The organism is Kribbella sp. NPDC000426, from assembly GCF_040300265.1.
Lineage (GTDB): Bacteria > Actinomycetota > Actinomycetes > Propionibacteriales > Kribbellaceae > Kribbella.
In genome coordinates this window covers 257,011-271,062 of the sequence record NZ_JBEPDK010000010.1, presented here as the reverse complement: position 1 = coordinate 271,062, position 14,052 = coordinate 257,011, and the positions used below count along the sequence as shown (strand labels likewise).

The following is a 14,052-nucleotide window of genomic DNA, read 5'->3' as shown; positions in this document are numbered from 1 at the left end:
GCCGCGGAATGGTTGGTGCGTGCACAAAGGTGGGTACGGCGGGTTGTCCACAGGACGCGCGCACCGGACTGCGGCGGACCGGTTCCGGACGGTAATCTCACGAAGGTGACCAAGTCTCCACGCGGACGGGACGGGCGGCGCAGCCACTTACGGCTCGTCCCCGATCCGGGCGAGCCGCACGGGCCGACGGCGGGTGTCGATGTCGACACGACGCCGAGCGTTGCCGTGCTGGAGACCCTGCTCGAAACGCTCTCGCTCGACCTGGCCGCGGTGCCGGCCGCGCTGCATCCGGTGATCGCGGAGGCGTCGGTGGCCCGCTCGGCCTCGATGCTCGCGGATCAACTGTGGCCGGCCGGGCGTCCGGACGAGATCGGCGAGGTGGAGCGATTCTTCTGGGCCGACGCCGCGCGGGTGCTCGGTGAGCGGCGCGACCCCGAATCGTTCGTCCTGCTGACGAGTCTGGCCCGGACGGTCGGTCCGGCCGGGCGGTTGCCGTTGCAGCGGGCCCATGTTTCCCGGCTGCGCACGCAGGACGCTGTGCCCGAGTGGGTGACGCGGATCGCCGGCTTCCGGCTGACCAGCGCGATCGTGTCCGAGGACATCACCGGCGACGGCCTGAGCGTCGTGCTCGACTACGACGACGAGCAGCACCCGCACACCGTGGTGGTGTTCATCGACAACAACCTCGGCGCGATCGTCAAGGACGTGTTCGTCGGCCCGCCGGTCGACCGGGTGCTGGAGGCGTACCAGCGCGGCGGCCGGGTGACGATCCGCACGGTGCGGCCCTCGACCGCGGCCGGGATCATCCTGCAGGCGCTGGGGGAGACCCGCGACTACGACGATCCGCCGGTCAGCGAGGACTTCGAGTTCTTCACCGGCCTGCTGGTGAACCGGCTGACCCAGTTGCCGGAGCGACCGATCCGCCCGCCGATCCGGCCGCTGCTGTCCCCGCGTCAGCGCGATCAGTTGGTCGAGGAGTTCCTCGAGTCCGCGCCTTCGCTGCCGGCCGATGCCGCCGACATCGTTCGGCTGTGGATCGACCACGCGGTGGATCACACCGTCGGCGGTCCGCTGCGCGTCAGCGCCGTCCTGGTCGAGCTTTTCCTTGCCCACTGGCTGCCGCGCAAGGTCCTTGCCGACAGCACGTACTTCGACGCGGTTCCCGTTGCGGTGAAGGCCTGGCTCCGGTTCGCGGGCGACCGCACGCAGTTGCCGCTGGATGCGATCGACGAGGCAGTCGATGCCGTCGACATCTGGCAGCCCGCGCTCGAGGCCGCCGCGATGATCGACCCGGTCGGCTCGAAGCCCGGCGAGCGCGTCTTCCTCGACGACACCACGAACGACCTGGAAGACGCTTACCGAGCCCTTGCCGGCCTAGGCTCCCCGCCCCAACCGGACCTGCGCGGCCTCGACAACTCGCAAGCGGCCACCCTGTCCGTCCTGGCTCCGCACGCCTGGCTGATGGCCGGCGAAACCCTCGGGACGGCGTACGCCCCCGACGCGTTCGACATCGCCGAGCGCCTGGTCCGCGACGCCCCCGACCTCCTGGCCAAGGCCCGCCTCTCCACCTGGCCCCGCGCCATCGTCTGGCTCCTCGCCCACCGCCACCGCCTCGTCGGCCCCGGCGAGCCCCTCACGCCGTACGCCCTGGCCACAGACCTCTCCTCCTCCCCGGCGACCCTCCGCAAAACCGCCAAACTATTGACCGACACCCTGATCCTCCCGCTCTGATCCCAGTCACCGGGCCCGGCGCGGATCGGGTTGAGCCGCGGCGGACAATGGGTGCATGCATGTGCGTGCGCCGGAGTTGCGGGGTCGGGGTTGGTTGAACACTGGTGGTCAGGAGTTGTCGCTTGCTGACTTCCGGGGGCGCTTTTTGCTGCTCGACTTCTGGGCGTTCTGCTGCATCAACTGCCTGCACGTGCTGGACGAGTTGCGGCCGTTGGAGGAGAAGTACGGCGATGCGCTGGTGATCGTCGGCGTGCACTCGCCGAAGTTCGCGCATGAGGGCGAAGAGGCCGCGGTCCGGGCTGCTGTCGAGCGGTACGAGGTGGGGCATCCGGTGCTCGATGACCCGGACCTGATCACCTGGCAGAACTACACCGCCCGCGCCTGGCCGACACTCGTGCTGGTCGACCCGAACGGGTACATCGTCGCGCAGTACTCCGGCGAGGGGCACGCGCACGCACTCGACGCCCTGCTGGCCGAGCTGATCGAGCAGCACGAGCAGGCCGGGACGCTCACCCGCGGCAAGTCGCCGTACGTCGCACCTGTTGCCGAGTCCACCGATCTTCGCTTCCCAGCAAAAGCCGTTGCTTTGGACAACGGGCTGCTCGTCGCGGACGCCGGCAACCACAGCATCGTCGAGCTCGCCGCCGACGCGACCACCGTCGTACGCCGGATCGGCACCGGCCGCCGCGGGTTCACCGACGGATCCGCCGACGAGGCGTCGTTCTCGGAGCCTAACGGGCTTGTGCTGCTTCCACCCGACGTCGCCGACCGGCTTGGGTACGACGTGGTAGTCGCCGACACCGTGAACCATGCCCTGCGGGGGATCTCCTTGGCGGACGGGCACGTGCGGACGTTGGTTGGCACGGGCAAGCAGTGGATGGACGGCGACGGCACCGACGTACTCAGCTCGCCGTGGGACGTGGCGTGGTGGGGCGACACGGTATGGATCGCGATGGCCGGCGTACATCAGCTGTGGACGTTCGACCCGTTCAGCGGCGTCACCGAGGTTGCCGCGGGTACGACCAACGAAGGGCTGAAGGACGGTCCACTCAAGGATGCGTGGTTCGCGCAGACCAGTGGGCTCGCAGCGGATGGCGATCGGCTGTGGCTGGCCGACTCCGAGATCTCTGCGCTGCGGTGGATCGACACCGAGGTACACACTGCGATCGGGACCGGGCTGTTCGACTTCGGCCTGCGCGACGGGAAGGCGGGCGAGGCCCTGCTGCAGCATCCGCTCGGGGTCACGGCTCTCCCCGATGGGTCGATCGCGATCGCCGACACCTACAACGGCGCCGTACGCCGCTATGACCCGCGCACCGAGGTCGTCGAGACGATGGCGACCGGCCTGGCCGAGCCCAGCGGCGCGGTTGTCGTAGGCAACGAACTCCTGGTCGTCGAGTCGGCAGCCCACCGCCTCACCCGGGTGCCGCTGGGAGCGTCCGCGATCGCCGACGAGTTCAGCACGCAGACCCAGCGCCCGCCGATGGATGTGGCCGCCGGCGAGGTCACCCTGGAGGTCGTCTTCACCCCGCCTCCCGGGCAGAAACTCGACGACCGCTACGGCCCGTCCACTCGTCTCCTCGTCTCCGCGACCCCCGACACGCTGCTGCGTGAAGGTGCTGGCGACTCCAGCGAACTCGTTCGCCGGCTCGTCATCGACCCGCACGCGGGCACCGGCGTCCTCCATGTCGCCGTCCAGGCCGCGTCCTGCGACGATGCGTCCGAGGTGGAGTTCCCCGCGTGCCACATGCACCGGCAGGACTGGGGCGTGCCGATCCGCGTCACCCCCGACGGCCCCGACCGGGTCGAGCTGGTGCTCTCCGGAGGCAAGTAGCGAACGCTTCCGGGGGCGACGGCCGGGAGCGTACCGTGAGAGCGTGGCATCGAGATCCTTGCCGCAGCGCGCGGTTCGCGCGGTCGGCGAAAGCCCGGTTTCGGAGCGGCTCGCCCATGCGCAGGAGCTGGTGTACCAACGCCTGATCGACCGGGTCCGTGACAGCCCGCTGCACACCGACGTACTCGGTCATTCGTTGCATCCGTCGCTCACCGACGTGACCACCGGGTGCTGGCTCGGTACGTCGCTTCTCGATCTCGCGGGCGGATCCCAGTCGCGTCGCGGGGCGACGGTCCTCGCCGGGTTCGGGCTGCTGGCGTCCCTGCCGACGGCGCTCGCCGGCGCAGCCGACTGGGCGGAGCTGTCGGGCGAGGAACGCCGGATCGGCGCGGTCCACGCGATCGGCGCGGACACGGCGACGTTCCTGTTCGCCGGCTCGCTCGTCGCTCGTCTGCGCGGGAAGCACGGACTCGGTGTGAGGCTCGCCATGGCCGGGAACCTGGTGATGGCCGGTGCCGGTTTCCTCGGCGGGCACCTGGCTCTGCACCGCGGAACCGCTCGCCGTCCTGCGGCCAATTAGCCGTTTGGTGAATGGGTACAGAGAGGTAGCTTTGACGATGTAGGACGACTCGCTGGGAGGCTCGCATGAGCATCGGTGTGGGGATCTTTCTGATGGTGGTCGGCGCCGTGCTCGCGTTCGCCGTCCGCGACACCTGGGACGCCGTGAACCTGCAGGTCGTCGGCTACATCCTGATGCTCGCCGGCCTGGCCGGCATCCTGCTCTCCTTCTACATCACCAACCGCCGCCGCCGCGTGGACACCGACGCCATCGACCCGGCCGTCGAGGAGGAGTACCGCGTCGTCGAGGAACACCACCGCGACATCAAGGAGTAGGCACAGTTCCCGGTCATCCCTGAGGAAGGCTCAGGGACAGCTCGGGGGATCTGCCTGATCCAGCGGCCGCGCCTTGCCGCCTACTGTCGATGCGACAACGTGGGTGGGCTCGAGAAGAGGCGGACGATGGCGGAGAACAAGCAGCTCGGCGTGATCCTGCTGGTGGCGGCGGCCGGGCTGGCGTTCTGGCAGTTCGGGGACAAGGACTCCGACGACACGCACAAGGTCGACGACAAGATCACCACGGTGCAGCTCGCCGCCGATCACTCCGACATCACGATCAACGTGTCCGACGACGACACGACCACCGTCCAGGAGCAGCGCAAGTACTGGTTCTTCAAGCACGGTGACGCGTACTCCGTGAAGGACGGCGTACTCAAGCTCGATGGTGACTGCGGCTGGCAGTGCAACGCCGACTTCGAGATCACCGTCCCGCGCGGCACGAAGATCACCGGCGAGAACGGCAGCGGCGACCTGGAGCTGACCGGTGTCGCCGGCGTCGACGCCAAGTCCCGCTCGGGCAAGGTCGAACTCCGCGACATCAACGGCGATGTGAACCTGGACGTCACCTCGGGGGACGTGTCGGTCAGCAACCTCACCGGCAAGCTGGACGTGAAGGCGAACTCGGGCGACATCGAGGCTGCAGGCCTGAAGGGCGGCCCGGTCGACGTCGAGACCTCGTCAGGAGACATGGAGCTCCAGCTCGCCGAGGCCAACGACGTGCGCGCGAAGGGGACGAGCGGCGACATCGAGATCTCCGCGCCCGGCGGCGACTACAAGGTCTCCACGGAGTCCCGGACCGGCGACGTCGAGAACTCCCTCGGCAACTCCACGGATGGCTCCCACAGCCTCACCGCGACCACGACCTCAGGCGACATCGAGCTCCACGCCCGGTAGTTCAGCGGTGGAGCTCGCCGCGGGAGACGGCTTCTGCGAGGTCGTCGCCGGTGGTGCCGTAGAAGGTGCGGGCCCAGAGGGTGTCGTCGTACCAGTAGGGCCCGTCGTCGCCGGGGAGTGAGGCTGGGGCGGTGCCGCGCTTGAGGGCTCGGCGGCAGTCGGCGCAGAGGGGGAGGGTGAGGGTCGTGCCGTCGGCTTCCACCTGGGTGGATTTGCCGGCGGACCGGCCGTGGAGCGGGTTGAAGGCGCACAGGTCCGGTACGGCGTCCGCGCGGCCGGTGACCGCGACGTCGTACTCGCGGCGTGCTTTGTCCAGGAGCACCATCGCGCCGACCAGATCCACCAAGGACGTGGAGGAGTCGAGCACCTTCCCGGCCGCCGCGTGATCGTCGAGTGCCGCCTGCTGATGCGCGAGGCCGGGACCGTCGGTCGTCGGCAGCGCGGCGAGCTTCGTGCCGAGCGTGGTCAGCTCGGCCGTCGTGTCCCGTTCCAGCCGCCGGCGTCGCTCGGCCGCGACGGTCGCGGCAACGTGCGGCGGGATGCGGAAGGCCTTCTCCCACTGGGGTGCGCGCCGCCGCAGCCCGATCACCAGACCGAGCAGCACCAGCACGACAAGTCCGCCGACGATCGACAGCGCGACGACCCAACCGTGCCCGCCCGACTCGTCGTCCGAGGACGAGGAGCCCGACGTGGGCTGCGACGTCGGACGAGGTGACGTCGACGGGATCCCCGGCGCGGCGAGCAGCTCGTACATCCGGGCCAGCACCTCGGTCGGCCCGGCGTCGTACCCCTCGTCGTCCAGCGCGCGTTCCCGCGCCGCCTGCAGCTTGTCGTCGCTGACCTGCGGTACGTCGCGCGCCTCGTACCACGGGAAGCGGTCCCCGCCGTCGACCACGACGTACAACCCCGGCTTGCGCAGCGCGTCCGTCACCAGGGTGAGCACGGTGCTCTCCTGCCCCTGGAACTCGTCGCTCGGCGTCAGCGGCAGGATGATCGTGTAGATCGGGTACCCGACCGCCTTCGCCTTCGTCCGTACGTCGGCCCGCAGCTTGTCCGGCAGCGCCGACGCGTACGCCGGATCGATGTACAGCGGGTCCTTGGTCAGGGCCGTCGCGATCTCCCGGGCCCGTTCCGCGGGCGTCCGGGCCGCCTCGGCCTCGGCCGGGACCGCGACCAGCAACACCAAAGCCGCCAGGCAGCTCAACAGCCCCTTCACGCGCTTCCCTTCCGACGCCGGGCGCCGATCGCCGCCACGATCAACACGAATCCGGCGAGCATCCCGCCGCCGATCATCCCGAGCGCGCCGCCGCCGAGACCGTTCCCGATCGCCTTGCCGACGGTGAACTTCTCCTCCGGGTACGAAGGCTCCGGCTCGGTCGGCACCGGTTCGGTCCGGGCCGGCCCGGGCGAGTAGCGAGCGTTCAGCTCGACCTCGCCCAGGTACTTCGAGAGCTGGGCGCTCAGGGTCTCGTCCTTGTCCCGCCACGTGCTCTCCGGCGCGTACGCCGCGAGCTCGTGCGCCACGCCGTACGCCGTGTCGCCGTCCATCACGACGTACACCCCCGGCTTCCCGTTCGCCGCGGCCAGCCGGCCCGCGAGCAGGTTGGCGTCGTCCTTCTCCGGAAACCACTGTCCGGTCGGTACGACGGCGACGAAGACCGGCATCTTCGCCGCCGAGATCACCCGCAGCATCTCGTTGCCATCAGCAATCGAGACGAAGTCCGGATCGACGTACAGCCCCTGCTTCGCCCAGGCCGCGGTAGCCGCGGCGATCCGGGGATCGGCGGGCGTGGCCGCCCAGGCCGTCCCGGTCAGTGTGAAGGCAGTTGCTAGCAGCAACAGAATGAGCCGCCTCATCGGACCGCGATCCGCTCGGGCAGGTCGTCGGACAAGGCACCGAAACCGGTCGCGACCATCGGGTTGTCCTCCGGATCGAGCGTCCAGTACGGAACCTTCTTGCGGTCATGACCGAGCAGCCCGGACTTGCCCCAGACCCGCAACCCGATCGGCGTCCGGCCGCGCCGGATCACGCTCACACACGACTGGCACGCGGGCACCTCGACCTGGTCCTCCCAGTCGATCGTGGTCGTCCCGGGGTTGTGGACCGGGTTGAAGAAGCACGGCGGCTGCAGCTCCGCCCCGGAGGCGACGCGCTCGGCCTGCCGCGCGAGGACCAGCGCACCGGCGGCCGCGAGCAGGTCGTCCGGCTGATCCGCGCGCAGCGTGCGCGCCGCGTCCAGCCGGCGGTACGCGTCATCGCGCTCGTCGAGCTGCTTGGTCGACTTGTTGCTGCGCTTGTCGAGTCGCGCGAGCGCGCGCTCGGCCTGCTTGATCTTGTCGTCCGCCTTGAGCTCCACGTCCCACGCCTCGATCGGCGGGCTGTCGTCGCTGCGCTCGCGCCTGGCCTGCTTGGCCGGCCGTCGGCGGCGAAGGCCGAGGAAGAGCACCAGCGCAAATCCGATCACCCCGCCGACCCCGAGGCCGACGTACGCGGACCGGTCCTCCTTGTCCGTCACCGAGAGGCCGCCTTCGCTGCGCTGCGGCTCCAGATCAGCGGCCAGGACCTGCGGCAGCGGACGACCGTCGTACGCCGTGGAGGCCTGCTGGATCGTGCGGACGACCTGCGGGGCCGGGCGCTCGTCGACGATGTCGGAGTCCTGCTTGTCGTCGGCCCGGACGCTGGACAGGTCCCGGCCACGCAACCCGGCCGGCCGGAACAGCTCAGCGTTGTCCGACCAGTAGTTGTCGTAGACAACCGCGACGATGTAGACCCCGGGCTCGCCGATCCGCGCGTGCAGCAACGTCGGCAGGTCGTAGCCGCTCGCTCGGAGGTACGGCGACTGCGGCACGAGCGCGACGTACACCGGCAGACCGGCGGTGCGCATCGCCGTACGGATCCGGGCCAGCTCGGAGGCCGGCATGGTCGCCCGCAGCCGCTCGTCCACGGAGAGATGGTCGGTCCGCCAGGCCGCGGCGATGCGGTCGGGCAGTTCGGGGGTATCGGCCTGCGCAGGCAGCGCCGGCACGAGCGCGAGCGTTGCGCCGAGAACGGCGGCAACACGGGCGGCGAGGAGGCGGGCGGCGGACATCGCCGACAGCCTACGACGACCCCAGGTGGACACACTCACACGGACGCTGCGTCCCATCGGTTGGTTCCGGAATAGACGCGACCCTGGCTCGGACAGGGGAAGCCAAGCCAGGGTCACGGTGTTGCAGGGCAGAAACGTTGCTACAACACCCCGCCGTACAACAGGGCAGATCGCGGGGCATCCCGGGGCAGATGAATCTGCCCCGAGTTGGAACCCTCCGGCTCGAGCCGCGCAAGCGCTCAAGCCGGAGGAGTCTTCAGAAGGCGGACTCCGGCAGGTCCATCACGTCGAGGTCGGTGAGCTCGGCCTTGATCCGCTCGGCCCGGACCGACGGCATCGTGCTGCGGACGAACCACTGGGCGGCCGCCACCTTGCCGGCGTAAAAGTCCTGGTCAGCAGGGGAAAGGTCGCCGCCCAGCCGCTCCAGCGCGACCTCGGCCTGGCGGAGCATCAGCCACGAGCAGACCACGTCACCGAGGACGAACAGCAGCCGCGAGGTGTTCAGGCCGACCTTGTAGATGTTGCGCGGGTCGCCGTTCTCCGCCTGCGGGTTGCTGGCCATCAGGGCCTGCCCCATGATGCCCAGAAGCTTCTGGGTGTCCTCGAGACCCTTCGCGAGCAGTCCGCGCTCCTCCTTCAGCCGGCCGTTGCCTGCCTCGGAAGCGACGAACGCCTGGACCTGCTCGGCCAGGTGACCGAGCGCCTTGCCCTGGTCCTTGATGATCTTGCGGAAGAACAGGTCCTGGCCCTGGATCGCCGTCGTGCCCTCGTAGAGCGTGTCGATCTTCGCGTCCCGCACGTACTGCTCGATCGGGTAGTCCTGCAGGAAGCCGGACCCGCCGAACGTCTGCAGCGACTCGGTGCCGAGCAGCGTCCACGACTTCTCCGAGCCGTAGCCCTTCACCAGTGGCAGCAGCAGGTCGTTGACCCGCTCGGCGAGGTCGTCGTGCTCACCGGCGTACCGCGCCTGCTCGGCCCGGTCCTGGTACGTCGCCGTGAACAGCACCAGCGCCCGCAGCGCCTCGGCGTACGCCTTCTGCGTCATCAGCGAGCGCCGTACGTCGGGGTGGTGGGTGATCGTGACCCGCGGCGCGTCCTTGGCCGGCTGGGTCAGGTCCGCGCCCTGCACCCGCTCCTTGGCGTACTCCAGCGCGTTCAGGTAGCCGGTGGACAAGGTGGCGATCGCCTTGGTGCCGACCATCATCCGGGCGTACTCGATGACCTGGAACATCTGCGCGATGCCGTCGTGCACCTCGCCGAGCAGCCAGCCCTTCGCGGGCACGCCGTCGCCGAAGGTGATTTCGCACGTCGTGGAGACCTTGATGCCCATCTTCTTCTCGACGTTCGTGACGAAGGCGCCGTTGCGCTCACCCGTCAGCTCGCCGGTCTCCAGGTCGAAGTCGTACTTCGGCACCACGAACAGGCTGAGGCCCTTCGTGCCCGGACCGCCGACACCCTCGATGCCCTGCGGTCGCGCGAGCACCAGGTGGATGATGTTCTCGGTCATGTCGTGCTCGCCCGAGGTGATGAACCGCTTCACGCCCTCGATGTGCCAGGAGCCGTCCTCCTGCAGCGTGGCCTTGGTGCGCCCGGCGCCGACGTCGGAGCCGGCATCCGGCTCGGTCAGCACCATGGTCGCGCCCCAGCCGCGCTCGATGATGTGGTGGGCGATCTTCTTGTCCCGGTCGACGCCGTTGCGCCAGAGCACGTGGGCGAAGTTCGGGCCGGCGGCGTACATGTGCACCGGCGGGTTGGCGCCGAGCACCAGCTCGGCGGCGGCCCAGCGCAGCGACGGGGGCGTCGGCTGGCCGCCGAGCTCGGCGGGCAGCTCGAGCTTGAACCACTCGGCGTCCATGTAGGCGTGGTAGCTCTTCTTGAACGCCTCGGGCATCCGGACCTCGTGCGCGTCCGGGTCGAAGACCGGCGGGTTCCGGTCGGCCTCCGCGAACGACTCGGCCAGCTCGTGCTTGGCCAGCCGGTCGACCTCCGCGAGCACCTCACGGGCGGTGTCGACGTCCATATCGGCGTACGGGCCCTGACCGAGCACGTCGCCCCGCCCCAGGACCTCGAGCAGATTGAACTCGATGTCCCGCAGATTCGACTTGTAGTGGCTCACAAAGATCCCCTTCGCAGCTTACTCACGAGTAACTTAAGTATATACCCGCCGGTAATGAAGGCAAAGTGGGATTAGGTGTGAGGTATGAAGCTGATATTCGAGACGCACTCGACCACTCTCGACAACGAGCGCGGGATCGCGACCGGTTGGCTGCCCGGGGAGTTGTCCGAGCGAGGGCGGCGGGAGTCGCGCGAGCTCGGGTTGCGGCGGACGGACGCCGACGTGGTCTTCAGTTCGGATCTGCATCGCGCGGTGCAGACGGTCGAGCTGTCGGGCCTGACGGTCCCGCGCGCCCAGGACTGGAGGTTGCGCGAGTGCAACTACGGCGAGCTCAACGGGGCGCCGACAGCGGCGCTCGAGCCGCGCGTCGACCGGGTGCACACACCGTTCCCCGGTGGTCAGAGCTACGGCGACGTTCTCGAGCTGACGCGCTCGTTCCTGGCCGACGTCAAGCGCTGGTACGACGACGCGACGGTCCTCGTGGTCGCCCACTCCGCCAACCGGTGGGCGTTGGACCACCTGCTGGGGAGCGGGAAACCACTCGAAGAGCTGATCGAGTCGCCGTTCGACTGGCGACCCGGCTGGACCTACGCCTTGTAGACGGTCGCGCTGCCGTACAGCTTCTGGGTGAACGCCGACATGTACGACGACGTGTCGGACTCGGTCAGGTTGTACGTGAGGAACACGCCGTACCCCTCGTTGACCGTTCGCTGGGCGAGGCTCGCGGCCGTCGACGAGCTCGTGTCGGTGTAGGAAATGGCAGCCGGCGAGAGGCGGGACTTCTCGCTCGGACCGCTCGGGACACCCCACGTGCCGTAGTACGGGTTCCAGGCATAGTTGAAGGTCTCCGCGATGCTCTGGCCGTTGTAGCTCAGGCGGTCGGCCGCGGGGCCGATGTCGTAGAGCGTGATGAGCTTGTTCGGGAGCTTGGCGCGGAGTGCCTGGACCAGGTAGACGAACGAGAAGTCGTTCGGCTGACCCGTGCCGTTGTTGCCGTACTCCGCGTACTCGTCGTCGAAGTCGATGCCGTCCAGGCCGTACTGGTTGACCGCGTCGGCGAGTTGCTGCGCGAACGCGTCGGCGGCCGCCTGGGTCGGGAAGTTCGCGAAGCCGGCGCCCTGGTGGTTGCCGAGGACCGAGAGCAGGACCTTGATCCCCTTCTGCTGCAGCGGGCGGACCTGGGTGGCGACGTTGTTCAGGACGTTGGTCACCTGGTCGTTGAAGAACAGGTACGCGTTCGAGCCGTCGTAGTTGATGTTCGCCGCGAAGATCACCGCGACGTCGATCACCTGCGCGCCGCCGTTGGCCAGCGTGTACTTGCCGGCGCTGAGCATGCTGTGGTCGTTGACCTCGATGTAGGCGACGGTGACCGGACCGGTCTTCCGGGCGCGGCGGCACTTGGGCGCGGCCTCGGCGGGGAGTGCGGCACCGGTGGCGGCCGCGGCAGTGCCGGCGGCCAGGGCTGACAACAGGGTCCTTCGCTTCATGAGCTGATCGACTCCTCGTCACAGTGGGCGGGTCGCTATATCGGTTAAGCACCCGTCGCCGCCCGGAGGGTGGCCCAGGCGGCGACAGGAGATAAACCGGTATAGCGACACCGATCATCGATCGGCCAAAACCCGGTGTCAAGGGTTCACCGCAACGGTACGACGTCCGTCCTGCCGTCGGCCTCGACCTTGACCTCGGCCTGCTTGCCGGGCGGCACCAGCAGCGCATTCGACCGCGCCGGGCTCCACGTGCCGCCGTCGTACCGGAAGGAGAGTTGCGCGTCCTTGCGGGCGACGGCCCAGCCCTGGTCGTCGGGCAGCTTGATCGCGACCGGAAGCGCCACCGACGGATCGGGTACGCCGCCGTGGACGATCCGGAGCTTGCCCGTCTTCGGCTTGAGTACGGCGTACACGTGGGTCGGGTCGTTGTCGAGCGCCTGCTCGCCGAGGTACACCGCGGTGCCGTCGGCGGTCACGCCGTACCCGGTCCAGATCGAGAACGCGGTGCTGTTCGCGTTCGGGTCGCTGACCTTGCCGACCGCGTCGTTGAAGACCTCGTTCGCCTTCGTGCGCAGTTTGTCCGCGCCGTCGCTCATCGCCCAGAGTCCGTCGCCCTCCTGCGCGAAGCCGGACCACAGCCGGTTGTCCGGGGTCTGCGTCATCGGCGGGCCGGTGTACAGGACGGCGAGAGAGGAGAAGCCGGTGCCCGGCATCCGGTTGATTCGCAGGTCGTCGTCCTTCTGGCCGGCCGGAAGCTTCACGACCGCCACCCGGTCGTGGAACGTCAACGGGGTGTAGACGCGCTTGACCGAACCGTCGTCGGCGTACGTGCGACCCAGCGACAGGCCGATCTGCTTGCCGGGCATCTGCACGACGACCAGCGCCTTGACGCCGTCCTTCTCGGCCACGAACGCGGTCTGCTGGGACGAACCCGGCACCGGGTAGTCGTCGCCGATGACGATCGGCTCGCCGTTCTTGCCGTCGACCACGTACCCGACCAGTGCGGCGACGCCCTCGTGGTACAGCTGAACGTCCGAGTGGTTGCGCAGGTCGGAGTTCTCGACCACGATCGCGGCCCGCCCGCCGGGGGTGTTGCCGGCCCACGCGACCTTCGCGTCTCCCTGCATGTAGTTGAAGATGCCGCGGTCGTGGTTGATCGACTTGCCGTGCGAGGACCGCCAGACCGCCAGGACCTCCCTGATGTACGTCGTGTCGCCGGCCAGGTCACCCCGGGTCGGACCGTTCATCAGGAACGCGTACGGGTCGCCTGTGCCGGGTGTGGACGCGACCGGCGGATCGGAGCGATGGTCGAACATCCCCGGCGCGGTCACCGCGACCCCGCCGACGACGGCCGACGTCAGTGCGACCGCGCCGGCGGCGAGGAAACGGCGCCGCCGAAGCCGGCGGGCGCCGCCGGCCCGGGCGCGGTCGAGCAGGTCGGGCGGGGCCTCGACGGTATCGACGTCCGCGCTCAGCCGCTGCTTGAGTTCGGTCTCGGTCATCGCAGTCCTTCCAGAATGGCGGGTTCGGTGATCAGGCGGAGCCGGTCCAGTGCGCGCGACGTCTGGCTCTTCACGGTGCCGAGTGAGCACCCGAGCGCGTCGGCGGTCTGGGCCTCGGTGAGGTCTTCGTAGTACCGGAGCACGATCACGGCGCGTTGCCGCGGCGGAAGCTCCTGCAGAGCGGTGATCAGCTGGTCGCGGACCGCGTGGTCCTCGGCGGTGTCGGGCGTCGGCCGGTCGTGATCGGCGAGTGCGACCTCGGGTTTGCGGCCCTTGCTGCGCCAGCGGTTCGCCGCGAGGTTGGCCAGGGTCTTACGGGCGTACGCGTCCGGTGCGCTGTGGATCCGCCGCCAGCGGACGTACACCCGCTCGAACATCTCCTGGACGAGATCCTCGGCCGCCGACCGGTCGCCGACGAGCAGTACGGCGGTCCGGAGCAGCCGGGTCGAGCTGCCCCGGACGAAGTCGTCGAAATCATCACCCCGCGTGACCATCCACCCCT

Annotated in this window: 13 protein-coding genes; 6 read left to right on the top strand and 7 right to left on the bottom strand. The window is 69.2% G+C overall.

Going from position 1 to position 14,052, the window contains the following annotated elements:
* Nucleotides 1-105 precede the first annotated feature (105 nt).
* The 5 genes from ABT313_RS40510 to ABT313_RS40490 all read left to right on the top strand — a co-directional run bounded on the left by ABT313_RS40510 (nucleotide 106) and on the right by ABT313_RS40490 (nucleotide 5,356).
* Nucleotides 106-1,731 carry a hypothetical protein gene (locus ABT313_RS40510; protein ID WP_350865648.1) on the top strand — a complete coding sequence of 542 codons (1,626 nt, stop codon included), beginning with the start codon at nucleotides 106-108 and terminating at the stop codon, nucleotides 1,729-1,731.
* A gap of 55 nt (nucleotides 1,732-1,786) precedes the next feature.
* Nucleotides 1,787-3,565 carry an NHL domain-containing thioredoxin family protein gene (locus ABT313_RS40505; protein ID WP_350865645.1) on the top strand — a complete coding sequence of 593 codons (1,779 nt, stop codon included), beginning with the start codon at nucleotides 1,787-1,789 and terminating at the stop codon, nucleotides 3,563-3,565.
* Nucleotides 3,566-3,608: 43 nt separating this feature from the next.
* Nucleotides 3,609-4,145: a DUF2231 domain-containing protein gene (locus tag ABT313_RS40500; RefSeq protein WP_350865643.1), complete on the top strand. Its 537-nt coding sequence runs from the start codon at nucleotides 3,609-3,611 to the stop codon at nucleotides 4,143-4,145.
* Between the two features lie 65 nt (nucleotides 4,146-4,210).
* Nucleotides 4,211-4,459, top strand: a complete 249-nt coding sequence (locus ABT313_RS40495) for a DUF6458 family protein (RefSeq protein ID WP_350865640.1) — start codon at nucleotides 4,211-4,213, stop codon at nucleotides 4,457-4,459.
* Nucleotides 4,460-4,585: 126 nt separating this feature from the next.
* Nucleotides 4,586-5,356 (top strand): DUF4097 family beta strand repeat-containing protein, encoded by a 771-nt coding sequence (locus tag ABT313_RS40490; RefSeq protein ID WP_350865637.1) that lies wholly within the window; start codon nucleotides 4,586-4,588, stop codon nucleotides 5,354-5,356.
* 1 nt (nucleotide 5,357) lies between these two features.
* Here ABT313_RS40490 and ABT313_RS40485 read toward each other — a convergent pair whose 3' ends face one another.
* The 4 genes from ABT313_RS40485 to ABT313_RS40470 all read right to left on the bottom strand — a co-directional run bounded on the left by ABT313_RS40485 (nucleotide 5,358) and on the right by ABT313_RS40470 (nucleotide 10,561).
* The gene (locus ABT313_RS40485) at nucleotides 5,358-6,572 is read right to left on the bottom strand and encodes a hypothetical protein (protein WP_350865634.1); all 1,215 of its coding nucleotides are present in this window, start codon (nucleotides 6,570-6,572) and stop codon (nucleotides 5,358-5,360) included.
* Nucleotides 6,569-7,213 (bottom strand): hypothetical protein, encoded by a 645-nt coding sequence (locus ABT313_RS40480; protein ID WP_350865632.1) that lies wholly within the window; start codon nucleotides 7,211-7,213, stop codon nucleotides 6,569-6,571. Before ABT313_RS40480 ends, ABT313_RS40485 begins: the two co-directional genes overlap by 4 nt.
* Nucleotides 7,210-8,445, bottom strand: coding sequence for a hypothetical protein (locus ABT313_RS40475; protein ID WP_350865629.1), 1,236 nt, complete (start codon nucleotides 8,443-8,445; stop codon nucleotides 7,210-7,212). Before ABT313_RS40475 ends, ABT313_RS40480 begins: the two co-directional genes overlap by 4 nt.
* 256 nt (nucleotides 8,446-8,701) lie before the next feature.
* Nucleotides 8,702-10,561 (bottom strand): acyl-CoA dehydrogenase, encoded by a 1,860-nt coding sequence (locus tag ABT313_RS40470; RefSeq protein WP_350865626.1) that lies wholly within the window; start codon nucleotides 10,559-10,561, stop codon nucleotides 8,702-8,704.
* An 84-nt stretch (nucleotides 10,562-10,645) separates the two neighbouring features.
* Between ABT313_RS40470 and ABT313_RS40465 the strand changes: the two genes are divergently transcribed.
* A complete protein-coding gene (locus ABT313_RS40465; RefSeq protein ID WP_350865623.1) occupies nucleotides 10,646-11,161 on the top strand; it encodes a histidine phosphatase family protein in 516 nt (171 codons plus the stop codon).
* Here ABT313_RS40465 and ABT313_RS40460 read toward each other — a convergent pair.
* From ABT313_RS40460 to ABT313_RS40450, 3 genes are all read right to left on the bottom strand, one after another.
* Complete coding sequence (locus ABT313_RS40460; protein WP_350865620.1) at nucleotides 11,149-12,048, bottom strand: endo-beta-N-acetylglucosaminidase H; 900 nt, start codon at nucleotides 12,046-12,048, stop codon at nucleotides 11,149-11,151. The genes ABT313_RS40465 and ABT313_RS40460 overlap by 13 nt on opposite strands.
* Before the next feature lie 146 nt (nucleotides 12,049-12,194).
* The gene (locus ABT313_RS40455) at nucleotides 12,195-13,550 is read right to left on the bottom strand and encodes a hypothetical protein (protein ID WP_350865617.1); all 1,356 of its coding nucleotides are present in this window, start codon (nucleotides 13,548-13,550) and stop codon (nucleotides 12,195-12,197) included.
* The gene (locus ABT313_RS40450) at nucleotides 13,547-14,044 is read right to left on the bottom strand and encodes a SigE family RNA polymerase sigma factor (protein WP_350865614.1); all 498 of its coding nucleotides are present in this window, start codon (nucleotides 14,042-14,044) and stop codon (nucleotides 13,547-13,549) included. The genes ABT313_RS40455 and ABT313_RS40450 overlap by 4 nt, the downstream gene beginning before the upstream one ends.
* Between the last annotated feature and the right edge of the window lie 8 nt (nucleotides 14,045-14,052).